Source organism: Curtobacterium sp. 1544, assembly GCF_040544915.1.
GTDB classification, from domain to species: Bacteria; Actinomycetota; Actinomycetes; order Actinomycetales; family Microbacteriaceae; genus Curtobacterium; species Curtobacterium pusillum_C.
The window spans coordinates 281,065-303,973 of the sequence record NZ_JBEPKX010000001.1; the positions used below are offsets into that span (position 1 = coordinate 281,065).

Sequence of the window (22,909 nt, forward strand, 5' to 3'; positions counted from 1 at the left end):
GATCTCCCATGAGCGACACCAACACCGCCATGACCGAGGAGCAGAAGGCCGCCCTCGTCCGTTCCACCCGCCGACTCGACCTGCGTCGCATCCTCGGTGGTCTGTTCGTCCTGTACGGCGTGATCACGACCATCGTCGGCATCGTCCACTGGGACACCGACCCGGAGAAGACCGGCGGCATCCACATCAACCTGTGGGTCGGGCTGTCGATGCTCGTCGGCGGGCTGCTCTTCTTCCTCTGGGACCGGCTGAACCCCGTCCCGGCGGAGGACATCATCGGCCAGGCCGAGGCCGAAGCGCACCAGAAGGCTGCCGGCGAGGGGCGCGAGCTCGCCTGACGCCTGTGGTCGGCGGGGCCGAGGGGCTCCTGCCGACCCGGAACGACGAAACCGCTGTCGTGCGACAGCGGTTTCGTCGTTCCACGGCGGTCGGCCTGGAGGCGCGGTGCCGGTTGTCGAGGCGGCGAACGTCCGGTTCGGAATCGTCGACGTAGGTGCGCTGCATCCGTCCAGTACATTGCGTTCCACTTGCTTCGCCGATGAAACGGTTGCGCTCGGCCCTCCGTCGCGCCAGGTTGACCACGACGAAAGGAACATCCCCATGGACACGATGGTCTTCATCAACCTGCCCGTCGCCGACCTCGAGCGCTCGAAGGCGTTCTACGAGGCACTCGGCTACTCGATCAACCCGGCGTTCAGTGACGACACCGCCGCGTGCGTCGTGGTGAGCGACACGATCTACGTCATGGTCCTCACGTACGCCAAGTTCGCCGAGTTCACCGACAAGACCATCGCCGATGCGGGGACGATCGAGGTCATCAACTCGCTCAGTGCGCCGTCGAAGGACGAGGTCCACCGCATCGTCGACGCCGCGGTGATGTCCGGGGGCGCCGAGGACCGTCCGGAGATGGACCTCGGGTTCATGTACCAGCGGAGCTTCGTCGACCCGGACGGGCACCGCTGGGAGTACGTGTGGATGGACCCGCAGGCGGCGCAGGACGGTCCGCCCGCCGAGTGACCGAGGGCCGTGGCGTCGGCTGTCGGCGGCCCGCGCCAGGATGGTGCCATGAGCACTGAACCCGCATCGTCACCGTCGGACCTCGTGGTCGGTGACGACGGACTCGCGCGACCAGTGTGGGCGTCGACGGACGAGCTGCTCCGGAGCTACTACGACACCGAGTGGGGCATGCCCGTGCGTGATGAGCGTGGCGTGTTCGAACGGCTCTCGCTCGAGGCGTTCCAGTCCGGTCTGTCGTGGCGGACGATCCTCGCGAAGCGCCCGGCGTTCCGTGCTGCCTTCGCGGACTTCGACGCCGACACCGTGGCGCAGTTCGGCGAGGACGACGTCGCACGCCTGATGGCCGACGCCGGCATCGTCCGGAACCGGGCGAAGGTCCTCGCGACGATCACGAACGCGAACGCGACGATCGCCCTGCGTGACGACGGCGGGCTGAGCGACTTCGTCTGGTCGTTCCGGCCGGCGACGACGCCCGAGCCGCACTCGTACGCCGAGGTCCCGACGAAGTCCGACGAGTCCGTGGCCCTGTCGAAGGCGCTCCGGAAGCGCGGGTTCGCCTTCGTCGGGCCGACCACGATGTACGCCTTGATGGAGGCGCTCGGCATCGTCGACACGCACCTCGTCGGCAGCCATCGCCGAGGGACCTCCGGCGTCTGGTCCTGATCGGAACGCGGGTCACTCCGCAGCGCTAGGGTCGCGACATGAGCTCCGAGAACCCGCGCGTCCGCCCCGTCCACCCGGTCGACGCCGAGGTGGTCGAGGTGCCGGTCGACGCCGAGGTCCCGGTGCCCGAGCCGAGCGACGACGCGGTCACGCCCGACCACGATCCCGACGAGGTCCGGATCTCGTTCCTGCTGTTCCCGGACCTCACGCAGCTCGACCTGACGGGTCCCGCGCAGGTGCTGTCCCGGGTGCCCGGCGCGCGGGTCGAGTACGTCGCGGCGACGCTCGACCCGGTGCCGAGCGACTGCGGTCTGGCGCTCGTGCCGACGACGACGATCGCCGAGGCCGGTCCAGCCGACGTCCTCGTGGTGCCCGGTGGCGACGGTGCGTTCGACGCCATGCTCGACCCCGAGGTGATCGGCTTCGTCCGGCGCGAGGCTGAACGGGCCACGTGGGTGACGTCGGTCTGCACGGGGGCGTTCGTGCTCGGCGGCGCGGGCCTCCTGGCGGGGAAGCGGGCGACGACGCACTGGGCGTCGAAGCCCATGCTCGCGGCGTTCGGTGCGCAGCCCGTCGAGGACCGCGTGGTCGACGACGGTGCGATCGTGACCGCGGCGGGGGTCAGCGCGGGCATCGACATGGCGCTGTGGCTCGCGGCCGAGCTCGCCGGGCAGCCCGCGGCCGAGGCGATCCAGTTGCAGATCGAGTACGACCCGCAGCCGCCGTTCGACGCCGGGTCCGCCGTGCGTGCCGACACCCGGGTGGTCACCGCTGCCCGAGCGGCCGCCGAGGATGCCCGAGGCGAACGGGTCGCACGAGCAGCAGCAGCCGTGATGCACTGACGCTGCGCGGGCGCGAGACCTAGCGGTTGCCCTTCGACCCGCGCTTCGGCTTGCCCTTCATCCCGCGCTGCACCCGACCGCGGCCGGTGGAGTTCTTGCCCCCGCCGCCCTTCGCACCGGTGCCCTTCGTGGCACCCCGCTTCGCGACGGTCTTCTTGTTGGAGGCTGTGGCCTTGCCGCCACCCGACGGACGCGAGCCGGCGTCCTCGGCCTGATCCGTGCCTCCAGGCTGGTCCTGAGCACCCCTGGAACTGTTGGCGGTCCGCCCGCGCACCACGCCGATGAACTCCTCCGTCGTGTCGGAGGCGTCCTCATCGCGCCAGACGAGCGCGATCCGGGTGCCCGGCGCGTCGACGAGCGGGCGCGCGACGAGGTCCTTGCGACTCGCCGCGCGGAAGAGCGACTGGGGGAGGACCACGGCACCGACGTTGGCCTCGACGAGGTCGAGAGCGGCATCGACGTCGGCCGGGACGGGCCCGGCGTCGACGACGTGCACGTCGGCCTCGGTGAGGTCGATCTGGGCGAGGTCGGCGAGCGGGGAGTCCTTCGGGACCGCGACGACCGCCGTCTCGGTCCAGAGCGGGATGGCGTTGTGCCCGTCCGGGAACGGGGCGCGGGCGAAGGCCATGTCGGCCTCGCCGGCGAGTGCGTCGACCACCTCGTCGGCGCCGATCGGGCGGAGTCGGAGGTCGATCTCGGGGAAGCGGTCGCGCCAGACGCGGGCCCACTTCGCCGGGGACACCCCTGGTACGAAGGCGATGGTGAGGGCCGCGGTCATGCAACCGAGCATAGGGGCCGTACCCTTGGGGGTATGGCGCAGGAACAGACCATGAAGCCCGAGACGGCCGCGAAGAAGCTCGGCATCCTGCTGGCGGCCGCCCCGGAGACCTTCCAGAGCGCGCCGATCAGCCGGACCGCGTTCGACGAACTCCGCACGGAACCCCCGACCTGGCTCGAGGACCTCCGTCGCGACGGCCCGCACCCGCGACCCGTCGTGGCGCAGAAGCTCGGCGTGTCGATCTCGGGGCTGACCCGTGCGGGCATCGACGAACCGCTCACGACCACCGAGATCAAGACGCTGCTCGAGCAGAAGCCCGAGTGGCTCGTCCGCGAGCGTGCGACCCAGGCCGCGGTGCACGCGGAGAACGCCCGTGTGAAGCAGGAGCGCGCCGCGAAGGCCGCTTCCCGCGCCGAGGACTGACCCACCCCGCACCAGCCGCCGCACCCGAGGACACGCCGTGCACGAGACCGTCGCCGACGCCATGCTCGTCGTGCCGCAGTTCGCGTCGGTGTGCTGCATCGTCGGTGACCGCTACCGTCCGCGGCCGGGCGTGATCGTCCCCGCGGCCGTGATGCTCGTCGCGATGCTGATGCCCGTCGTGCACGCAGGGGTCGTGTGGACGCTCCTCGCGGCGACGCTGCTCCTCCTGCTCGCTCCGCTGCCGGTGATGCGCCGTCGTCGTGCGGACGGTCGCCGGGCCGAACCGATGGACGTGCACCGCGCGCTCTCCGCCGTCGTGATGGCGGGCATGCTCCTGATGGGCCACGCGACCGGCATCGCCGACGGCCACGCCGGCCACGGGATCGCGTTGACCGCGGTGCTGGGAGCCGGAGTGATCGGCTACTCGGCGTTCAGCGGGTGGCTGCTCCGGTACGAGTGGGCACGTGAGGACCGACGTGCGGTCCGGAGCGGCGAGGTCTTCGCGATGACGGTCGCCGTGGTCGGCATGACGCTCGCGATGTAGCCCGCGCCGCGCGTCAGCGGTTCGTCACGCGCTCCTTCGCCTCGTGGATCGTGTCCTTCGGCACCGGCGGGACACCACGGCGGATGCCACGGAGGCCGACGACACCGAGGATCGCCGTGACGATCGCGAACACCACGAACGTGATGCCCACCGCGGCCCAGACCGGCAGCGCGAGGGCGATCAGCGCGACCACGAGCCCGGCGAGCAGGACGAGCGTCGTCAGGGCGAAGCCCACCGCGATCCCGGCGAGCACCAGGCCGGTCTTCGCGCCGTTCGCCCGTTCGGAGATCTCCCGCCGCGCAGAGGCGACCTCGTCGCGGACGGCACGCAGCACCGGTTCGAGGGCCTTCTGCACGAGTCCCGCCGTGACGGTGTCGCGGAAGGACGGCTTGCCGGTCGAGGTCTCGTCGTGGTCGGTGGTGCTCATGGGGTCTCCTGTCCGGGCGCGGTGCTCCGCGTCCGTCGGTGGGACGCTGCGACTCCGAGGATCGTCACGTCGTCTGCGTGCATGCTCGGGCACCTCGCAGGTCGGCGCGGGTCGGGCGCTGCGGGCGCAACTGCCTGGAGGCCCGGCTCGCGTCGTCGACGCGGGCCGGGCCTGGCAGGGATGGTCACCACCAGGGCGTCAGGACGCCGCCTCGTCCAGGGCGGTCCGCGGAGTGACCCGGTAGCGTCGAGACGTGTCCGATCGTCCCGTCCGTCGCCCCGACCCCGCTCCGCGCCTCGACGAGGTCGACGAGCGGATCCTCTGGACCCTGGCCGCCGACGCCCGGATCCCGAACAACCGGCTGGCGGCGGCGGTGGGCATCGCACCGTCGACCTGCCTGACACGGGTCCGCGCCCTCGAGGACGCCGGGATCATCCGCGGCTACCGTGCCGAGGTGGACGTCGCTCGGCTCGGGTTCGCGATCGAGGCGATGGTCTCGGTCCGTGTGCACGCAGCGGCTCGGCACGAGCTCCGTGACTTCGCGAAGCGCCTGCTCCGGGTGCCCGTCGTGCAGGACGTGTCGTTCCTCGCCGGCGACAAGGACTTCCTGGTGCACATCGCCTGCACGTCCACCGAACAGCTCCGCGACTTCGTGGCCGACGAGCTCAGTGGGGACCCGTCGGTGGCCACGACGCAGACGAACATCGTCTTCGAGCGACTCGTCGCCGACCGGGCGCACCAGGGCCGGTCGTTCGACGAACTCCGCCGCTGGCGCGCCTGACGATCAACGCCTGACGGTCAGCGTGTCCGCGCCATCGGCAGGTGCGGGATGCCGTCCTCGGAGAAGTCCTCGCCGGAGCGCACGAACCCGAACCGGGCGTACCACTGCTCGAGGTGCGCCTGCGCGTCGATCGCGATCCGCGAGGAGCGGGCCTCGGCGATCGCCGCTTCCATGAGCTGCGCCGCGAGCCCCTGCCCGCGGGAGGCGGCAGCGGTGGCGACGCGTCCGATGCGCTCGGTGCCGTCCGGCTCGCGGAGGAGTCGGAGCGTGGCGTCGACGGACCCCTGCCCCGCCCAGAACTGCAGCGTGCCCGGCTCGAGGTCGCGACCGTCGATGTCGGGGTACGCGGCCCCCTGCTCGACGACGAAGACGTCCTGCCGGAGGCGCAGGATCTCGTGCAGCGTCACGATGTCGAGGTTGCGGGTCGGAGCGTTGAAGATCGAGACCAAGACCGGCCTTTCCTGACGATTTCTTCCGAAACAGGGTGCGTTCCGGAGCGGAGCGGCGTACTGTGCCGATCAACCACTCTACGTGCGCAGCCGAGATCAGGAGGTGAGCGCATGGACCAGCCGTTGCGCGCACCCTGGCGCGCGATCGTCCGGTACGCCGTCCTCGGTGTCGGGATCGCCGCTGCCCTCGTGCTGCTCACACTCGTCCTCGGAGCCCGCCCGGCCTCCGCCGCGACGCCCGCGACCGCACCCCAGACCCAGCAGCCGCAGCAGCGTGGGCTGGTCGGTGGCCTGGTCCAGGGCCTCGGCGACACCGTCCACGGCGTCACCGGCGGGGTCGGACACGTCGTGCAAGACGTCGTCGCACCGGTCCGGACGGCGGTCACTCCGGCAGCACCCGCCCCGGCAGCACCCGCTCCAGTTCCAGCTCCGGCGGCACCTGCCGCACCCGCACCCGCGCCGGTCGCCGCAGCGCCCGCCCCGGCAGCGCCTGTGCAAGCAGCGCCGGCGGTTCCGGCGGCACCGGCTCCGGCGCCGTCGAGCACCGCTCCCGCGGCCGCTCCGGCACCCACCACTCCGAGCGCGCCAGCGCCGACCACAACGACACCGACCACCCCCGCGACGACGGCCGAACCGACGGAGGCGAGCAGCGCCTCCAGGCCGCTCACCGACACGGTCGTGACCGTGCTGCGGCCCGTCACCGGCACCGTGCAGTCGCTCACCGACGCGCGCCCCGTGACCACCGTCGTCCACACGCTCGACCAGGTCGTCGGCAGCCTGCCGATCGTCGGCACCGTCCTCGGCGACGACACGCTCGGAACGGTCACCCGCCCGGTCACCGGGCTCGTCGACGACACCCTCGGCGATGTCGGGACGACGGTCGGTTCCCTCCCCGGCGTGGTGGACGGCCTGCCCCCGGTGATCGGCGGAACCCTGCCTGGAGGCACGGATCCCCTCCCCGGCGCCCCCTCCGGCCCGGTTGGCGGCAGCTCCACCACGCCGTCCGGGTCGACGACGTCGGCCACCGGTGTGCGCGTCGCAGCCACGGCTGCGGAGGTGACGCCCGCAGCGGCGCAGCGGTCCGACTCCGCTCGGACCGCCTCGGCGCCCGCGGTGCGGGCCACGGTCATCGCCGGTGCCGCGCAGGCCACGCAGGACGTCACGTACGGCGGCCGCGCGCTCCTCGTTCCCGAGGGGCACGGCACCGGCCACGGTGACGGCCCGTTCGACGGGAGCGGTCCCGGGGTCCTCGGCGGCAGCGCCGCGGGTTCGGCGGGTGCCGCAGCCGCCGTCGGCATCGTCGGTTCCACCGGCGGTCAGATCTCCCTCGCCGCGGGGTCACGCGGCACCCTCTCCGACGACGCCGTCCCCGCGTCGGCCGTCGGCGAGCACGACGTCGCTCCTGACTGAGATCGGTGCGCCTGTCCGACACGGCAGGCACGCACCACCGGCCGCCACCGCGGTCGGCCTCACATCTCGATCAGGGAGCAACGATCATGAACAAGTACGTCTCCAGAGGGCTCTGGTTCGCCCTCTTCGTCGGCGGGCTGACGCTCGGGGGTGCTGCTGCGGCGAACGCAGCGACGACCTCCGGCGCGGACGGCACCGCCTCGGGCACCCAGGTGGCACCGTCCATCGAAGCCCCGGTGTCCGCGACCGGCAACGCACTCGGAGTCCTCGGGCACGCGGTGTCCTCGGTCACGGGCAGCACGCCGGCGTCCACTCCGGCGGCCCCGGCAGCACCCGCTGCACCCGCCGCGGCTCCGTCCACCTCGGGTGCTGACGGCGTCGCGTCCGGGACCCAGGTCGTCCCGGAGGTCACGGCCCCCGTGCACGTCTCCGGCAACGCGGTCGCCGTCGGTGGCGACGCTGCTGCCGCGGCTCCGGCTCCGGCCCCCGCTGCCGCTCCGGCCCCCGCAGCCCCTGCTCCGGCACCGGCTGCTGCGCCGGCCACGTCCGGTTCGGACGGCATCGCGTCGGGCACCCAGGTCGCCGGTGCCGTCACCGCCCCGGTGACAGCCGCCGGCAACGCGATCGCGGTCGGGGGAGACGCCACCTCGGCGTCGACGCCGGCTGTCCCCGCCACGACCCCGGCTGCTCCGGCAGCGTCGTCGGCTCCGACGACGTCGGGCTCCGACGGGACGGCGTCGGGCACCCAGGTGGCTCCGGTCGTCTCGGTCCCGATCACGGTGTCGGGCAACGGCATCGGTGTCCTCGGTGAGGGCGCCTCGGCGGGGTCGACGACCCCGGCGACGGGTTCGACGGGTTCGACGGGCACGGTCCCGGCTGCGGGTGGTTCGACCTCGGGGTCGGACGGGATCGCCTCGGGTTCGCAGGTGTCCCCGGTGGTCTCGCTGCCGGTGACGATCGGCGGGAACGGCATCGGGCTCCTCGGTGACGGCACGAGCGCCGGTTCGACGACCCCGGCGACCCCGGCCACGGGTTCGGCAGGCACGACGCCGGTCGCCGGTGGGTCGACCTCCGGCTCGGACGGCACCGCGTCGGGCACCCAGGTCGCGCCGGTCATCTCGGTCCCGATCACGGTGTCGGGCAACGGCATCGGCCTGGTCGGTGACGGCACGAGCGCCGGTTCGACGACCCCGGCGACGGGTTCGACGGGCACGGCCCCGGCCGCCGGAGGATCGACCTCCGGTTCGGACGGGATCGCCTCGGGTTCGCAAGTGTCCCCGGTGGTCTCGCTGCCGGTGACGATCGGCGGGAACGGCATCGGCCTGGTCGGTGACGGCACGAGCACCGGCTCGACGACGCCGACGACCCCGTCGACGGGTTCCACGGGCACGACGCCGGTCGCCGGTGGGTCGACCTCCGGTGACGGCGGCCTCCTCTCCGGGACCCAGCTGACCCCGGTGATCAGCCTCCCGATCACCATCGGCGGCAACGGGATCGGCATCGTCGGTGACGGCACCAGCACCACCCCGGGAACCGGCACGAACCCCGGTGGCGGCACCGACCCGGGCGACGGCACCGACCCCGGTGACGGCACGGACCCCGGTGACGGCACCACGCCCGGCGGCGGTACGGACCCCGGTGACGGGACCGGCGTCGGCGACGGCAGCACGCCCGGAACGGTGACCACCCCGGTGACCGCGGCCGACGTGTCGGCGGCGACCGGTGCCTCCAGGACGGGGACCGTGCTCCCGACGGCCACCGGCGTCTCGACGGTCGCACAGACCGTCGCCCGCACGGTCGGCGCCTCGGGCACCCAGCCCGCCCTCGCCTACACGGGAGCGACCTCGCCGGTCGTGCCCGCGGGCATCGCACTGCTCCTGCTGCTGGCCGGAGCGGGGACCTTGGTGCTGCGCAAGCGGCACTGACGGAACCCGGTCACGAGGGGCACCGCCGTGCGGTGCCCCTCGTCCCCGTGCCTGATGCTGGGAGGTCGCTGACCCACAACTGGGAAGCGTCGATGTCGAACCTGAGCACAGTGGAAGCGGCTCCGAGGCCCTCCGGGAGCCAGTCGACGCCACGATGAGACCGTGCTCCACGACCTCCTGCGCATCCCCATCACCGGCCTCGACGTGCTCGTCCCGATCGACGTCGCCGCTGCCCTGCTGACCGCGTTCGTCGTGGTCGCGCCAGTGCTCCGTCGGACGCGCGAGCACCCGGTCCGAGCGGTGCTCGTCCGGACGGCGTCGTTGGTGGTCGGAGCGGGGATCGGCCTCGTCGCCGTGTGGTGGACCGGCGACGTGCTCGACCTCTTCGGGGTGTCCTTCACCCCCGTGACCCGGATGTGGATCGCGTTCGCGTTCGCCGCGGCCGCGATGCTGGTCGTGGTCCTCGTGCAGGGCGGCTGGACCCTTCGCGTCGTCGCCGTCGGTGCAGCCGCGGTCGTCGCGCTCTCCGCCGGACTCGGGGTGAACGTGGACTTCGGGTTCTACAAGGACGTCGAGCAGGCGGTCGCGACGAACCCGTACTCGACCCGGTCGCTGAGCGCACGGCCGGACGCCACGAAGCCCCACCAGGTGGTCGACGCCGCGGGGTGGCGGGCTCCGGCGGGGATGCCCCGCGACGGCGAGGCGTTCAGTGTCCGGATCCCCGGGACCGTGTCGCACTTCCGGGCGCGCAAGGCCGTGGTCTGGCTGCCGCCGGCCGCGCGGACCGCCCACCCGCCCACGCTGCCGGTGCTCGTCGCGCTGTCCGGGCAGCCCGGAGAGCCGTCCGACCTGTTCCAGACCGGCGACCTCGGCCGGTACCTTGACCGGTATGCCGACGCGCACCACGGACTCGCGCCGATCGTCGTCGCGCCGGACCAGCTCGGCGCCCCCGCGCACAACCCGATGTGCGTCGACTCCCGGCGCCTCGGCAAGAGCGCGACCTACGTCATGACCGACACCGTCGACTGGATCCGAGCGCACCTGCCCGTGGCGGCGGCCCCGAGCGCGTGGGGGATCGTCGGGTTCTCCGAGGGGGCGACCTGCGCGATGCAGTTCTCGACCGCCCACCCCGACGTGTTCGGCTCCGCGCTGGCGATCTCGAGCGAACTCGCGCCGCGCACCGGCAGCATCCAGAACACCATCGCCGAGGGCTTCGGCGGATCGGTCGCCGCGTACCGGGCGGCTGCGCCGAGCGCGATCATGGCGGCGCACGGCCCGTACCGGGACCACCTGACCGTCTTCGGGGTCGGGCAGGACGACGCGCCGTACCGGGCCTCGACCGCAGCGCTGCGGACGGTCGCCGAGCGGGAGGGCATGCAGACCTCGCTCGTGGTGTCGCCGGGGTCCGCGCACGACTGGAACACGGTGCGGTACGTGCTCGCGCACGGCCTGCCGACGGTCATCGCACACCTCGGGCTCCCCGCGATGCCGGGTGCGCTGTGACGCCCGTCCGCCGCGCCTGGCAGGCGGTCCACCGGAACCCCGTGACGACGACGATCGTCCTCCTCGTGCTCGCCACGTCGGCCACCGCCGTGGTCCTCCGGATCCTGCACGGCGGTGGGCCGGTCTCGTACGGGCCGTTCCGGGTCTTCGCGGTCTCGACCGGGGTGCTGGCGCTCCTGCTGACGCTCGCCGGGGTCGTGGTCCTGGTCGGCGCCGCCGAACGCCTGATGGGGTCGTGGCGGACGGCGCTCGCGTTCGTCGTGACGACGGTGGTCGGGACCGGGGTCGGTGCGCTGAGCGCCTTCGTCGACACGGACGGCCGCGACGTCGGGCCCCTGCTGCTCGGGCGGGCGACGAGCTTCGACCCGTGGACCGCGATCGTCGGGACCATCGTCACCGCGAGCGCGTTCGCCGGCCCGCTCTGGCGCCGCCGCATCCGGGTGAACGCGCTGGCCGTGGTCGCGGCGCTCCTGCTCTACGCGGGACACGCCTCGGACCTCTACGCGGTCCTCGCCGCCGGCGCGGGCTGGGTCCTCGGTGAGCTCCTGCGCCGGACGCCGAAGCGGAACGGTTGGGCCAGGAGCTCCCACCGCGAGACCCGGGTGCTGCTCGGCACCGTCGTCCTCGTGTCGGCGGTCGGACCGGTCATCGCGCTCGTCTCCCGCGCCCGGGTCGGCATCCTCGCCCCGCTCGCGGCCGTGGTCGGCGCCGGACCGGTCACACCCGTGCGGGGCTGCCGGGCGGACGGGGTCGCGGGGGAGTGCCTCCGCTCCCTCCTCGCGTACCGCGCGACCGACCCCTGGAGCCTGGTCCTCGCCGCGGCACCGCTGCTGGTCCTCGTCGTCGCGGGACTCGGGCTGTTCCGCGGCAGCCGCTTCGCCGTGTGGCTCGTGGTCGTCGTCGACGTGGTGACGGCGCTCGCCGCGGCCGTCACGTACGGGGCGGTCCCCGGGAAGGTCGAGCGACTGCACGGGAGCGAGGACCAGTTCATCGTCGGGGTGTCGATCGCCGCGTCGATCGTCGTCCCGCTCGCGACCGCCGTCGTCCTCGTGCTGCTCCGGCGGTCCTTCACGGTGCTGCCCTCCCGCCGCCGTGTCGTGGCATTCGCGGTGACCGTGGCGGCTGCGGCAGGGACCATCGTCGCCGTCGTCCTCGTGACCGCGGCGTCGTCGCCCCAGCACGTCGAGGACCCGCTCCGCCTGGCCGTCGCGGCACTCGGACCGATCGCCCCGGTGACGTTCTGGGACCGGCTCCCGTCGCTGCACCCGATGCTCCGTGTCGTGATCGGACTCGCCGGCCCGGTGCTCTGGTTCGTCATCGCCTTCGCGGCCGTCCGCCCGACCGGCGCCGTGGAACCGGACGCCGACGCGGACGGCACGCGCCGGGACCGGGAGCGTGCCCGAGCCCTCCTCGAAGCCGGTGGCGGCGACGCGTTCGGCTGGATGACGACCTGGCACGGCAACGCCTACTGGTTCGCCGCCGACGGCCGGACCGGCGTCGCGTTCCGCCGCAACGGCCGCGTCGCGGTCACGGTCGGCGGCCCGTTCGGCTGGCCCGACGCCCGTCAGGAGGCGATGACCGCGTTCGCCCGGTGGTGCGACGACAACGGGTGGACGGCCGTCTTCTACGGCATCGGCACGGATGCCGCCGGCACACTCACCGCGCAGGGCTGGGGAACGCTGCCGGTCGCGGAGGACGCCGACCTCGACCCCCGCACCTGGACGACGAGCGGCAAGAAGAAGCAGGACGTCCGGACCTCGGTCAACAAGGCGAAGCGCGAGGGCCTCACCGCGACGTGGTCGAGCTGGCAGGACCTGCCGTCGTCGACCGCGCGGCAGATCGAGGCGATCTCCGAGGAGTGGGTCGCCGAGCGCGAGCTGCCCGAGATGGGGTTCACGCTCGGCGGCGTCGACGAGATGCGGGACCCGGCCGTCCGGACCCTCGTCGCGCAGGACCCCGACGGCACGGTGCTCGCGGTCACGAGCTGGTTGCCGAGCCACCGGGAGGGGCGGGTCGTCGGCTGGACGCTCGACGTCATGCGCCGGACCGGCGCTGCGCCGAACGGGGTCATGGAGTTCCTCGTCGCCAGTGCGGCCGACCAGATGCGCGAGGACGGGGTCGAACGGCTCAGCCTGTCCGCCGCGCCGCTCGCCCAAGCCTCCGAGCGCTCACCGGCGAACGAGGGTGTGCAGGACCTGCTGGGCCTCGTCGGCGGCGTGCTCGAGCCGGTGTACGGGTTCCGGTCGCTCCTGCGGTTCAAGCTGAAGTTCGGGCCGGACCTGCACCCGCTGGTGCTCGCGTACCCGGACCCGGTCGCGCTGCCGGCGATCGGGATCGCGGTCGTCCGCGCCTACCTGCCCGACCTGTCGCTCCGGCAGGCCGTCGCGCTGGCGCGCGGTCGCGGCTGAGCGGACCACGCGTCCGCCCCGCGGCCCACGGGACCACACGGCGGACGGGAGGCACGGTGCGGGCCCGCCCCGTGCCTCCCGTCCGGCGCAGCGCGCCCCCACGACGCCCCGTTACGTCCGCACGACCGGTGCGGTGTCCTCGTCATCCGTGTGGGGTATCGTTCCGGGTACGCAAGCGCTCCGGGGTCGGTGTAATTCCGAACCGGTGGTGACAGTCCACGAACTGATGACGGGTGCGAACCCGACAGAGGTTGACCCGGCGGAACTCCGGGACCGACGGTGAGAGTCCGGATGGGAGGCGCGCTGGCGGACGAGACGTCCCACGAACCGTGGGTGCGACCCGTCCGTCGATGCCGACGATCGTCGAACGCCCCCGGAGTCCCGTTGAGAGGACACCAGTGTTCACCGGCATCATCGAGGAACTCGGCACCGTCACCGCCGTCGAGCAGCACGGCGACTCCGTCGCGCTCACCGTCCGCGGCCCGCTCGTCGTGGCGGACGCGCGGCACGGCGACTCCATCGCCACCTCGGGCGTCTGCCTGACCGTCGTCGAGCAGACCCCGGAGACCTTCACGGCCTTCGTCATGAAGCAGACGCTCGACATGAGCGCGCACGGTTCGCTCGCCGTCGGCGACCGCCTGAACCTCGAGCGCGCGGCCTCCGTGGGCGACCGGCTCGGCGGCCACATCGTACAGGGGCACGTCGACGGCACCGCCACCGTCCTCGAGACCGACGACGGTGACGGTTGGCGGCGCGTGCGGTTCTCGCTGGCGCCCGAGCTCAGCCCGCTCGTCGTCGACAAGGGCTCGATCGCGATCGACGGCGTCTCGCTCACGGTGAGCGCCGTCTCCGACGAGGACACCCCGGTCGACGACGCCTGGTTCGAGGTGAGCCTCATCCCGGAGACCCTCGAGGCCACGACCCTCGGCGCCCGCGTACCGGGGGACCGGGTCAACATCGAGACCGACGTCCTGGCGCGGCACGTCCGACGGATGCTGCGGCTCGACCGGGTCGCCGAGGCGGTCTAGATGGACGCGCTGTCGAGCATCGAGGACGCCCTCGCCGCGATCGCGGTCGGTCGTCCCGTCATCGTCGCGGACGACGAACACCGCGAGAACGAGGGCGACGTCATCCTGTCCGCCGAACTCGCGACCCCCGAGTGGATCGCCTGGACGGTCGCGCACTCGTCCGGGTTCATCTGCGCACCGGTGAGCGTCGAGATCGCGGACGCGCTCGACCTGCCGCCGATGGTGCAGCACAACGAGGACGTCCGCGGCACCGCCTACACGGTGACCGTCGATGCGGCCGTCGGGGTGACCACCGGGATCAGCGCGCACGACCGCGCCCGGACGCTGCGGGTCCTCGCCGACCCGGCCTCCGTGCGCGACGACCTGCACCGCCCCGGCCACGTCGTGCCCCTGCGCGCACGGCCGGGCGGAGTCCGCGAACGTGCGGGCCACACCGAAGCAGCGATCGATCTGGTCACCGCCGCCGGGCTGCGTCCCGCGGCGGCGATCTGCGAGATCGTCGACGAGGACGGCAGCATGATGCGCCTGCCGCGGCTCGTCGAACTCGGGCACCGAGAAGGCGTGCCCGTCATCACCATCGCCGCACTCGTCGAGTGGCTCGACGCGGCAGACCGGGCAGCGGCGGAAGTCCTGTCCACGGAGGGAACGACACGATGAGCGGAGCAGGCGCGGCGGACCGCGACCAGGTCGACGGCAACGGGATCCGGGTGGCGATCGTCGCCGGGCAGTGGCACGACCAGATCGCGGGTGGGCTCCTCGCCGGGGCGCAGCGCGAGGTCGAACGGCTCGGCGCCACGGCCGAGGTCATCCCCGTCCCGGGGAGCTTCGAACTGCCCGTCGTGGCGAAGGCTGCGCTCGAGTCCGGGTTCGACGCGGCGGTCGCCCTCGGTGTGATCATCCGCGGCGGGACCCCGCACTTCGAGTACGTGTCGGACGCGGCCACGAGCGGGCTCACCCGCGTGGCGATCGACACCGGCAAGCCCGTGGGGTTCGGCGTCCTCACGCTGGACGACGAGCAGCAGGGGATCGACCGTGCCGGGCTGCCCGGGTCGAAGGAGGACAAGGGCGCCGAGGCCGTGCACGCCGCGGTGTCGACGGCGGTGACGCTGCGGCGGCTGCGCGTGCTCGCGTAGGCGGTCGCCTCCTGGTGGCGGCCTCACACGCTGGTGGCGGCGTCGCAGGCTGAAGCGACCATCGCGCCCCGTTCTGGACATCGCGCCCCGTTCTGTCGGGACGCGATGTCCGTTCGGGGGCGCGGTCCGGGCGCGCTCGGCCAGCGCACGGAACCCGGCCGGAACGACGACGGCCCCGCACCTTGAGAGGTGCGGGGCCGTTCGTGTCTGCGGTGCTGACTACCGCTTGCCGAAGACGTGGATCGGCAGGAAGAACGAGAGGCACATGAGCACGAGACCGCCCATGAAGACGAATGCCTGACCCGAGCTCACCTGGAACGCGAAACCGAACAGGTACATCGACACCAGCAGCAGCAGGATCGAGAAAACAGCGGCGATGACGCGGCCCACAGTGGTACCTCCGGATGTCAGGCGGGTGGATCGCACCCAGTCTATCCCCAGGAGCGGGGAACGTCGTTCACGCGCCGGGTCGGGTGGCGATCAAGCGGTCGACGACGGCGAGGAGCGGCTCCATGTCGACGCTCGCGCGGTCGGGTCGGCCGGCGCTCGCTGCACCGAGGGACGCTGCGTGGTACAGCCCGTCGCCCATGAGCTTGATCGCCTGGGCGGTCGGCGCGTCGCCGAGCGAGTCGACCAGCGTCGCGAGCCAGGCGTTCTCGGTGTCGTCGAGGGTCCGGCCGGCCTCTTCGTACCCGGCCTGCTGCAGTCGGCTGGCCGCCAGGAGGGCGAGGTCGAGCTCGCTGCCGACGAACTGGCAGTTGCGGACGAAGTAGCGCGCAGCGCCGTCCTCGGCGTCCCGCATCCGCTCGACGTCGATGGCGGACAGGTCGGACAGACGCTCGCACAGACCCTCGACGAGCGCGGCCTTCGACCCGAAGTGGTACAGCAGTCCGCCCTTCGAGACACCGGCGCGGGCGGCCACGGCGTCGAGGGTCGCCGGGCGTTCCCCTTCTTCGCACACGATGGCGACGAAGCTGTCGAGGACACGGTCGCGAGCACTTGCCATGGGGTGAGTCTAGGGATTCGCGGGCGGCAGCGCGGGACACGCGCTGCCGCCCGCACCCTCATCCCTTCAGCGCACCGGCGGCGATGTTCGCGATGAAGTGCCGCGAACCGATGATGAACACCCCGATCAACGGGAACACGCTGATCACCGCGCCGGCCATCACGGCACCGAGGTCGGTCGCGTTCACCGAGCTCAGCCCGGCCAGCGCCACCTGCAGCGTCTGGCCCTTCGGGTCGATGAGCACGATGAGCGGCCAGACGTAGTCGTTCCACGCCGTGATGAACGTGAAGATCCCGAGGAACGCCAGACCACCCCGGAGCATCGGGACCGCGATCGACCACCAGGTCCGGAAGAACCCGGCTCCGTCGACCCGGGCCGAGTCGATCACCTCGTTCGGGATCGACCCGGTCGCGAACTGCCGGAGGAGGAAGATCCCGAACGCGTTCGCGGCGCCGGGGATGATCAACGCCTGCAGGCCGCCGATCCACCCGAGGTGAGCCATCAGCACGAAGCTCGGCACCAGCGACAGGCTGCCGGGGACGAGGAACGTGGCGAGCATCACGGTGAACAGGGACCGCTTGAACGGGAACTCGTACTTCGCGAAGGCGAACGCGGCGAGCGAGTCGAACAGCATCACGAGCACTGCCGTGCCACCCGCCACGATGACCGTGTTGAGCAGGGCCCGGAGCATGTCGACGTTGCTGAACACCGACGCCACGTTCGCCAGCGCGTTGCCGCCGAACCACAGCGACGGCGGGTACCCGAAGATCTCCGCGTTCGTCGACGTGGACATCACGAGCAGCCAGTAGAACGGGAAGATCGACAGCACGACGCCGACGATCAGGCACAGGTGCGTGACGGCGGTCCCCACCCATCCACGGCGGAACGCGTGACCGCGGTCCTGGCCCGCGGCACCCGGTCGGCCGAGCGCCGCAGCGGTGTTGGTCGTCGTCGTGGTCGGTGTCGCGGTCATGCGTCGACCCCCTTCGGAGCGGTGCGGACGGCGCGCGGGGTCCGCAGTCGCCGCGGGGTCTTGAGGCCGTCGCGTTCACTGAGCAGTCGCCAGTTGATGATCGCGAAGACCACCGAGAAGATGAACAGCACCCAGGCGATCGCCGAGCCGTACCCGAAGTCGAACTGGTTGAACGCCTGTTCGTACTGGTAGAGCACGATCGTCATGCCGGCCTCGTCCGGGCCACCGACCGCCTGGCCGTTGAACAGGATCTGCGGCTCCGTGAAGAGCCCCAGCCCGCCGATCGTCGACGTGATGACGGTGAACAGGATCACCGGCCGGAGGAGCGGCACCGTGATCCGCGAGAAGATCTGCCACGTGTTCGCCCCGTCGACCTTCGCCGCGTCGTAGAGCTCGGTGGAGATCGACTGCAGGCCCGCGAGGTAGATGATCGCGTTGTACCCGGTCCAGCGCCAGATCACCATCACCGAGATCGTGACCTTGATGCCCCAGTACGACGACAGCCACCCCACCGGGTCGGCCCCGAGTGCCTTCATCGCGGCGTTCACCAGGCCGAAGCCGTCGGAGAACACCGAGCCGAAGACGATCGCCATCGCGACCATGCTCGTGACGTTCGGGATGAAGAACGCCACCCGGTACAGGCCCTTGCCACGGATGTCGCCGTGCAGCAGGAACGCGAGCACGAGCGCCAGGAACAGCATCGGCACCGTGGACATGATCCAGATCAGGAACGTGTTGGCGACGGCGTTCCAGAACCGGGGGTCGCCGAGCAGGTACTGGTACTGCGCCAGCCCGACGAACGCGGGGGAGCCGACACCGTCCCAGTCGGTGAAGGACAGCACGATCGAGAAGACGATCGGGAACAGTCCGAACACCAGGAACAGGACGTAGAACGGCGCGATCGCGACGTACTGCGGCCAGAAGCGCCGGAGACCGAACCGCCCGCCGGTCGCGGCGGTGGTGATCGACGCCGTCGGGGTGCCGACGACGGCGGGGATGCTCGTCGTCGGGGGTGCCTGCTTCGTGCTCATGCCTGCACCCCGCGCTTCTCGAGGACCCGGTTGGTCTGGTCGACGGCGTCCTGCCAGGCGCGGTCCGGCGACTTGCCGGACTCGACGTTCGTGATCTCGGTCGCGAACGCGCCGATGAAGCGCTCCGAGTTCGAGATGTACGTGACGGGGACGTCCATGGCGGAGGCGTTGAAGAACCCGAGCGGGTCCTGGTCGCCGAAGTAGTTGCCGGGGTTCTTCATGAGCCCGTTCGAGAACGACGCCGGTGTCGAGGGGAACAGCTGCACGTCGTTGTACGTGTGCGACTGCACCTCGGGTGACGTGATCCACTGTGCGAACGCGGCGGCGGCAGCCGGGTCCTTCGAGGTCTTCGGGACGGCGAGGAACGAGCCGCCGCTGTTGCCCGGCCGCTCCGGCTGCCGGGCGATCCGCCACTTCCCGGCGGTGTCCGGTGCGGTGTCGTGGATGACCTGGGTCCACCAGGCCCCCTCGATCTGCCCGGCGACCCGACCGGACACCCATCCGGCGTTCTGGTCGGTGCCGGACTGCAGGTTGCCGGTGAGCCCGGACCGGATGCACGCCACGGCGTTCTCCCACGCCTGGCGCACGGAGCTGTCGTCCTGCTCGAACACCGGCCGGTCGTCGCGGTCGAAGTACCGGGTGGGGCTGGCGAAGATGTACTGGTTGAAGAGCTGGGTGGCGGTGATCACGGTCGCGGCGCCGGCCCCCTTGCGGATCTTCGCGCCGAACGACCGGAACCCGTCCCAGGTCGCGATGGCGTCGGAGACCTCGTCCGGGTCGGTCGGCAGCCCGGCCTTCGCCAGGACGTCCTGCCGGTAGAAGAACCCCGTCGGCCCGGTGTCGACCGGCCAGAAGCACTGCCGACCGCTCGGGGTGCGGCCGAGCGCGCTCTTCCAGTCGTAGTACTCGCTCCGCTTGGCCCGGCCGCCGTGGTCGTCGAAGTCGGTGAACAGGTCCTCGTCGGGGAAGTACAGCCAGCAGTTCGAGTTCACCATGAGCACGTCGGGGATGAACGCGTTGCCGGCGAGCGCCGTCCGGAACTTCGTGTCGTACGACGCGCCGCCGATCAGGTCGGGCCGGAGACGTTTCGGCTCGTGCCCGCTGATGCCGCCGGCGGCCTGCTGCAGGAACTTCGGGTCGAGGGACCGGTTCCAGTACCAGAGCACCAGTTCGTCGGGGTCCTTCGAGATGGCGGTGCCGGTGGAGCACCCGGCGAGGAGCGCCGTGGTGGCGAGGGCGCCGAGGGCGCCCGCACCGGCGAGGAACCCCCGCCGGCTGAGACTGGTCGATGGTGCTGCTGTCACGGAGTACCTGCTCTCGTCATTGAGATCGCGGTGGAGACATCCGGAGCGTTCGACCGTGAACGCTCACGAAGTGGTGCAGAGCCTGCCCCGACCGACACGCCGTGTCAAGCACCAACATCATTGCAACGGCGGCATCAGGGCATTACGGTCGTTGCGACCGTGAAGGTTCACGACACGATAGGGATCCGCATGTCAGCGCAGACCGCGACCACCGCCACCAGCACCCAGAACTGGGCCGTCCTCGGGCCGGGCAGCATCGCCCGCCGCTTCCTCTCGCAGCTGTCGTCGAGCACCGCCGGGGCGACCCTCGTGGCCGCCGGCAGCTCGTCGACCGAGCGTGCGCAGGCGTTCGCGGACGAAGCGGCCGAGCACGGCTTCGCCGACGTCGCCGCCCTGACCTACGACGAGGTCCTCGCCGACCCGCGGGTGCACGCCGTGTACGTCTCCACGGTGCACACCGGTCACGCGGCCCTGGTGCTCGCCGCGCTCGCCGCAGGCAAGGCCGTGCTGTGCGAGAAGCCGCTCTCGCCGAACCACGGCACCTCGATGGCGCTCGCCGACGCCGCACGCCAGGCCGGCCTGCCGCTCGTCGAGGCGTACATGTACCGCTTCCACCCGCAGACCGCGGCCCTGCTCGACCTCGTCCGCCAGGGCGCGATCGGCGAGGTCACCCACATCGACGCCTCGTTCGCGTTCCGTGCCGGCAGCCGGACCGGCCGGCTGTTCGACGTCGACACCGCGGGCGGCGGCATCCTCGACGTCGGTGGGTACCCGGTGACGATGGCCGCTGCGATCGTGCAGGTTGCCAGCGGCGAGCACGTGTCCGAGCCGACCGAGCTCACGGCGACCGGGACCCTCGGCCCGACCGGCGTCGACGAGTGGACGGTGGCCGAGCTCACCTACAAGAACGGCATCACGGCGAACCTCCGCACCGGCGTCCGCGTGCAGGACGAGAACGCCGTGGTCGTGCACGGCACCACCGGGAAGATCACGCTGACCGACCCGTGGACCCTGGGCGACGACCCGACGATCGAGGTCCGCACCGTCGACGAGGACCCGCGCACGCTCTCCTTCGCCGGTGCGCACCCGTACGCGCTCGAGGCGGACGCGACCACCGCCGCGCTCGCCGCCGGCCGGGTCGACGCCCCCGAGTTCACCCTCGACGAGTCGCTCGCCGCCGCCCGCACGCTCGACAAGTGGCGTGCCGCGATCGGCCTCCGCTTCCCGTTCGAGGCGGAGACGGCCGACATCCCCACCGTGAGCGGGGAACCCCTGCGGGTGCAGGACGGCAACCCGATGCGCTACGGCGAGGTCCCCGGCGTCGGCAAGCGGATGTCCCGTCTGGTCATGGGCGTCGACAACCAGCCCGACCTGGCCCACGCCAGCGCCATCTTCGACCTGTTCGTCGAGCAGGGCGGCAACGTCTTCGACACCGGGTACATCTACGGCGGCGGCGTGCTCGAGGGGCGCCTCGGCAAGTGGATCCAGAACCGCGGTGTGCGCGAGGACGTGGTCGTCATCACGAAGGGCGCGCACACGCCGTTCTGCGACCCGGAGTCCCTGTCCCGCCAGCTGCTGGAGAGCCTCGAGCGCCAGGGCACCGACTACGCGGACATCTACATGATGCACCGCGACAACGAGGACATCCCGGTGGGGGAGTTCGTCGACGTCCTCGACGAGCACCGCCGCGCGGGCCGCATCCGCGTGTACGGCGGCTCGAACTGGAGCACCGCCCGCTTCGACGAGGCCAACGAGTACGCCCGCGCGAACGGCAAGCACCAGTTCGAGGTCCTCAGCAACCACTTCGGCCTCGCCGAGGCGTACGACGTGCCGTGGGCGGGGTGCCGGCACGCGACCGACGCTGCGTCGAAGCAGTGGCTCGAGGAGCGTCAGGTCCCGCTCCTGCCGTGGTCGTCCCAGGCTCGTGGCTTCTTCACGGGCCGCGCGAAGCCGGAGGACACGAGCGACGCCGAGCTCGTGCGCTGCTACTACTCCGACGAGAACTTCGAACGTCTGCGTCGCGCGCGGGAGCTCGGGGAGCAGTTCGGGGTCCCGGCGACGGCGGTCGCGCTCGCGTACGTGTTGAACCAGCCCTTCCCGACGTTCCCGCTCTTCGGACCGCGTACGATCGCGGAAGCCCGGTCCTCGATGACGGGGCTCTCCGTCGACCTCACTCCCGAACAGGTGGCATGGCTGGACCTCCGCGACTGACCGACCCGGTCCCCGCCCCCGGCGGCCGGGCGACGATCATCGACGTCGCAGCGGCCGCCGGGGTGTCCCGGCAGACCGTCACTCGTGCGATGAACGGCATGTCCGGCATCAGCGCGGCGACGAAGCAGCGGGTCCTCGCGGCCGCCGAGCAGCTCGACTACCGGCCGTCCCGGTTCGGTCGCGGGCTCGTCACCGGGGGAGACCACCAGCTGGGCCTGGTCGTCAACGACCTCCGGAACCCGTACACGCCGCAGCTCGCCTCCGCGGTGTTCCGGCTCGCCGCGGAGCAGGGCTGGAACGTCATGCTCGCCGACGTCGACCTCGCGAGCGACGCCGACCGGATGGTGCAGGCCCTCGGGTCGCAGACGGACGTCGTGATCGGGTACCTCGGGTCCCGCCGTGAGCGCTGGAACGACCTGCTCGGCACGGTGCCGATGGTGGAGCTCGACCCCTCCACCGACCCACCCACGGCGGCCGTCTGGATCGACCCGGCCGACGCGATCGAGGACCTCGCCGACCACCTCGTGGCGACCGGCGTCCGGCACCCCGTGGTCCTCGACAACTCGTCGCCCGAGCACACCAGCGTGCGCGGGGTGCTGATGATGGAGGCACTCCGTCGACGCGGCTACTTGCCGGAGCTGGTGCACGCCCCGCACGGCACGGCCGAGTGCGGCGCGGAGGAGACGACGCGGATCCTCCGGCGCCGACGCCGCGAGGACGCGATCCTGGCGTTCAACGACGTGATGGCGCTCGGCGTGCTGCAGGCCTGCCGACGAGGCGGGGTCGACGTGCCCGGTGACGTCCGGGTGGTCGGCGTGGACGGGCTACCGCTCGGTGGGCTGGTCTCGCCGACGCTCACGACCCTCGCGGTGGACCTCGACGCCGTCGCGCGCGAGGCCCTCGGGCTGGCTCTCGGCATGCTCGCCGGTGCGCTCCCTCGCCACGGCGACGCGGTGCAGCGCACCGTGCGCCACCGCCTGCTCCTGCGCGAGTCGGCCTGACGACTGCGGCCCGCCCTGGGCGGGACCGGACAGCGGACGGGAGGCACGGTGC

At 72.0% G+C, this 22,909-nt stretch carries 23 protein-coding genes, 1 pseudogene and 1 riboswitch; of the genes and pseudogenes, 16 read left to right on the plus strand and 8 right to left on the minus strand.

Features of this window, described 5'->3' with window-relative positions; all coding sequences use genetic code 11:
- Positions 1–8: 8 nt before the first annotated feature.
- The 4 genes from ABIC61_RS01390 (at position 9) to ABIC61_RS01405 (ending at position 2,522) form a co-directional block, all read left to right on the plus strand.
- Positions 9–338, plus strand: a complete 330-nt coding sequence (locus ABIC61_RS01390; protein ID WP_222121951.1) for a hypothetical protein — start codon at positions 9–11, stop codon at positions 336–338.
- Positions 339–600: 262 nt separating this feature from the next.
- Positions 601–1,017 (plus strand): VOC family protein, encoded by a 417-nt coding sequence (locus tag ABIC61_RS01395; protein WP_354028528.1) that lies wholly within the window; start codon positions 601–603, stop codon positions 1,015–1,017.
- Between the two features lie 48 nt (positions 1,018–1,065).
- A complete protein-coding gene (locus ABIC61_RS01400; RefSeq protein WP_354028529.1) occupies positions 1,066–1,680 on the plus strand; it encodes a DNA-3-methyladenine glycosylase I in 615 nt (204 codons plus the stop codon).
- A 38-nt stretch (positions 1,681–1,718) separates the two neighbouring features.
- Positions 1,719–2,522, plus strand: a complete 804-nt coding sequence (locus ABIC61_RS01405; protein ID WP_354028530.1) for a DJ-1/PfpI family protein — start codon at positions 1,719–1,721, stop codon at positions 2,520–2,522.
- 19 nt (positions 2,523–2,541) lie between these two features.
- On the opposite strand, the gene ABIC61_RS01410 is transcribed toward ABIC61_RS01405, so the two are convergent.
- Positions 2,542–3,300 carry a LysR family transcriptional regulator substrate-binding protein gene (locus ABIC61_RS01410; RefSeq protein ID WP_354028531.1) on the minus strand — a complete coding sequence of 253 codons (759 nt, stop codon included), beginning with the start codon at positions 3,298–3,300 and terminating at the stop codon, positions 2,542–2,544.
- A gap of 33 nt (positions 3,301–3,333) precedes the next feature.
- On the opposite strand from ABIC61_RS01410, the gene ABIC61_RS01415 reads away from it, so the two are divergent.
- Both ABIC61_RS01415 and ABIC61_RS01420 read left to right on the plus strand, forming a co-directional pair.
- On the plus strand, positions 3,334–3,723 hold the full coding sequence (locus tag ABIC61_RS01415) for a DUF5997 family protein (protein ID WP_354028532.1): 390 nt from the start codon (positions 3,334–3,336) through the stop codon (positions 3,721–3,723).
- Positions 3,724–3,760: 37 nt separating this feature from the next.
- Positions 3,761–4,267, plus strand: a complete 507-nt coding sequence (locus tag ABIC61_RS01420; RefSeq protein ID WP_354028533.1) for a hypothetical protein — start codon at positions 3,761–3,763, stop codon at positions 4,265–4,267.
- Positions 4,268–4,280: 13 nt separating this feature from the next.
- On the opposite strand, the gene ABIC61_RS01425 is transcribed toward ABIC61_RS01420, so the two are convergent.
- Positions 4,281–4,694: a phage holin family protein gene (locus tag ABIC61_RS01425; protein ID WP_144751903.1), complete on the minus strand. Its 414-nt coding sequence runs from the start codon at positions 4,692–4,694 to the stop codon at positions 4,281–4,283.
- Positions 4,695–4,947: 253 nt separating this feature from the next.
- Here ABIC61_RS01425 and ABIC61_RS01430 point away from each other — a divergent pair, with 253 nt between their 5' ends.
- On the plus strand, positions 4,948–5,475 hold the full coding sequence (locus tag ABIC61_RS01430) for an Lrp/AsnC family transcriptional regulator (protein WP_079236647.1): 528 nt from the start codon (positions 4,948–4,950) through the stop codon (positions 5,473–5,475).
- Between the two features lie 17 nt (positions 5,476–5,492).
- Here the strand turns inward: ABIC61_RS01430 and ABIC61_RS01435 are convergent, their stop codons facing one another.
- On the minus strand, positions 5,493–5,924 hold the full coding sequence (locus ABIC61_RS01435) for a GNAT family N-acetyltransferase (protein WP_354028534.1): 432 nt from the start codon (positions 5,922–5,924) through the stop codon (positions 5,493–5,495).
- 111 nt (positions 5,925–6,035) lie between these two features.
- Here ABIC61_RS01435 and ABIC61_RS01440 point away from each other — a divergent pair, with 111 nt between their 5' ends.
- From ABIC61_RS01440 to ribH, 7 genes and pseudogenes are all read left to right on the plus strand, one after another.
- A complete protein-coding gene (locus tag ABIC61_RS01440) occupies positions 6,036–7,334 on the plus strand; it encodes a hypothetical protein (RefSeq protein ID WP_354028535.1) in 1,299 nt (432 codons plus the stop codon).
- A gap of 86 nt (positions 7,335–7,420) precedes the next feature.
- Complete coding sequence (locus ABIC61_RS01445; protein WP_354028536.1) at positions 7,421–9,259, plus strand: beta strand repeat-containing protein; 1,839 nt, start codon at positions 7,421–7,423, stop codon at positions 9,257–9,259.
- Between the two features lie 162 nt (positions 9,260–9,421).
- Complete coding sequence (locus tag ABIC61_RS01450; protein WP_354028537.1) at positions 9,422–10,762, plus strand: alpha/beta hydrolase; 1,341 nt, start codon at positions 9,422–9,424, stop codon at positions 10,760–10,762.
- A 41-nt stretch (positions 10,763–10,803) separates the two neighbouring features.
- Positions 10,804–13,170 (plus strand): bifunctional lysylphosphatidylglycerol flippase/synthetase MprF, encoded by a 2,367-nt coding sequence (locus ABIC61_RS01455; RefSeq protein WP_354028538.1) that lies wholly within the window; start codon positions 10,804–10,806, stop codon positions 13,168–13,170.
- Positions 13,171–13,342: 172 nt separating this feature from the next.
- A riboswitch (FMN riboswitch) is annotated at positions 13,343–13,477 on the plus strand.
- Positions 13,478–13,568: 91 nt separating this feature from the next.
- Positions 13,569–14,198 (plus strand): riboflavin synthase, encoded by a 630-nt coding sequence (locus ABIC61_RS01460; RefSeq protein ID WP_144751924.1) that lies wholly within the window; start codon positions 13,569–13,571, stop codon positions 14,196–14,198.
- Positions 14,199–14,822: pseudogene (gene ribB, locus ABIC61_RS01465) on the plus strand (3,4-dihydroxy-2-butanone-4-phosphate synthase); the annotation flags it as partial.
- Positions 14,823–14,851: 29 nt separating this feature from the next.
- Complete coding sequence (gene ribH / locus ABIC61_RS01470) at positions 14,852–15,331, plus strand: 6,7-dimethyl-8-ribityllumazine synthase (RefSeq protein WP_354028539.1); 480 nt, start codon at positions 14,852–14,854, stop codon at positions 15,329–15,331.
- Between the two features lie 219 nt (positions 15,332–15,550).
- On the opposite strand, the gene ABIC61_RS01475 is transcribed toward ribH, so the two are convergent.
- The 5 genes from ABIC61_RS01475 to ABIC61_RS01495 form a co-directional block, all read right to left on the minus strand.
- Positions 15,551–15,721 carry a hypothetical protein gene (locus ABIC61_RS01475; protein WP_186321946.1) on the minus strand — a complete coding sequence of 57 codons (171 nt, stop codon included), beginning with the start codon at positions 15,719–15,721 and terminating at the stop codon, positions 15,551–15,553.
- Positions 15,722–15,788: 67 nt separating this feature from the next.
- Positions 15,789–16,337, minus strand: a complete 549-nt coding sequence (locus tag ABIC61_RS01480; RefSeq protein ID WP_079236636.1) for a TetR/AcrR family transcriptional regulator — start codon at positions 16,335–16,337, stop codon at positions 15,789–15,791.
- Positions 16,338–16,395: 58 nt separating this feature from the next.
- The gene (locus ABIC61_RS01485) at positions 16,396–17,310 is read right to left on the minus strand and encodes a carbohydrate ABC transporter permease (protein WP_079236635.1); all 915 of its coding nucleotides are present in this window, start codon (positions 17,308–17,310) and stop codon (positions 16,396–16,398) included.
- Entirely contained in the window at positions 17,307–18,341 is a 1,035-nt protein-coding gene (locus ABIC61_RS01490; protein ID WP_354028540.1) for a carbohydrate ABC transporter permease, read from the minus strand. The genes ABIC61_RS01485 and ABIC61_RS01490 overlap by 4 nt, the downstream gene beginning before the upstream one ends.
- Positions 18,338–19,645 carry an ABC transporter substrate-binding protein gene (locus ABIC61_RS01495; protein ID WP_354028541.1) on the minus strand — a complete coding sequence of 436 codons (1,308 nt, stop codon included), beginning with the start codon at positions 19,643–19,645 and terminating at the stop codon, positions 18,338–18,340. The genes ABIC61_RS01490 and ABIC61_RS01495 overlap by 4 nt, the downstream gene beginning before the upstream one ends.
- A 189-nt stretch (positions 19,646–19,834) precedes the next feature.
- Between ABIC61_RS01495 and ABIC61_RS01500 the strand changes: the two genes are divergently transcribed.
- Positions 19,835–21,856 (plus strand): aldo/keto reductase, encoded by a 2,022-nt coding sequence (locus ABIC61_RS01500; protein WP_354028542.1) that lies wholly within the window; start codon positions 19,835–19,837, stop codon positions 21,854–21,856.
- Positions 21,835–22,857, plus strand: a complete 1,023-nt coding sequence (locus ABIC61_RS01505) for a LacI family DNA-binding transcriptional regulator (protein WP_354028543.1) — start codon at positions 21,835–21,837, stop codon at positions 22,855–22,857. Before ABIC61_RS01500 ends, ABIC61_RS01505 begins: the two co-directional genes overlap by 22 nt.
- Positions 22,858–22,909 lie beyond the last annotated feature (52 nt).

Coding starts and splice junctions, on each gene's coding strand:
- ABIC61_RS01505 (WP_354028543.1), top strand. CDS start 21,835: ATGGCTGGACCTCCGCGACTGACCGACCCGGTCCCCGCCCCCGGCGGC.
- ABIC61_RS01500 (WP_354028542.1), top strand. CDS start 19,835: ATGTCAGCGCAGACCGCGACCACCGCCACCAGCACCCAGAACTGGGCC.
- ABIC61_RS01390 (WP_222121951.1), top strand. CDS start 9: ATGAGCGACACCAACACCGCCATGACCGAGGAGCAGAAGGCCGCCCTC.
- ABIC61_RS01410 (WP_354028531.1), bottom strand. CDS start 3,300: ATGACCGCGGCCCTCACCATCGCCTTCGTACCAGGGGTGTCCCCGGCG.
- ABIC61_RS01440 (WP_354028535.1), top strand. CDS start 6,036: ATGGACCAGCCGTTGCGCGCACCCTGGCGCGCGATCGTCCGGTACGCC.
- ABIC61_RS01405 (WP_354028530.1), top strand. CDS start 1,719: ATGAGCTCCGAGAACCCGCGCGTCCGCCCCGTCCACCCGGTCGACGCC.
- ABIC61_RS01445 (WP_354028536.1), top strand. CDS start 7,421: ATGAACAAGTACGTCTCCAGAGGGCTCTGGTTCGCCCTCTTCGTCGGC.
- ABIC61_RS01395 (WP_354028528.1), top strand. CDS start 601: ATGGACACGATGGTCTTCATCAACCTGCCCGTCGCCGACCTCGAGCGC.
- ABIC61_RS01480 (WP_079236636.1), bottom strand. CDS start 16,337: ATGGCAAGTGCTCGCGACCGTGTCCTCGACAGCTTCGTCGCCATCGTG.
- ABIC61_RS01485 (WP_079236635.1), bottom strand. CDS start 17,310: ATGACCGCGACACCGACCACGACGACGACCAACACCGCTGCGGCGCTC.
- ABIC61_RS01415 (WP_354028532.1), top strand. CDS start 3,334: ATGGCGCAGGAACAGACCATGAAGCCCGAGACGGCCGCGAAGAAGCTC.
- ABIC61_RS01400 (WP_354028529.1), top strand. CDS start 1,066: ATGAGCACTGAACCCGCATCGTCACCGTCGGACCTCGTGGTCGGTGAC.
- ABIC61_RS01490 (WP_354028540.1), bottom strand. CDS start 18,341: ATGAGCACGAAGCAGGCACCCCCGACGACGAGCATCCCCGCCGTCGTC.
- ribH (WP_354028539.1), top strand. CDS start 14,852: ATGAGCGGAGCAGGCGCGGCGGACCGCGACCAGGTCGACGGCAACGGG.
- ABIC61_RS01425 (WP_144751903.1), bottom strand. CDS start 4,694: ATGAGCACCACCGACCACGACGAGACCTCGACCGGCAAGCCGTCCTTC.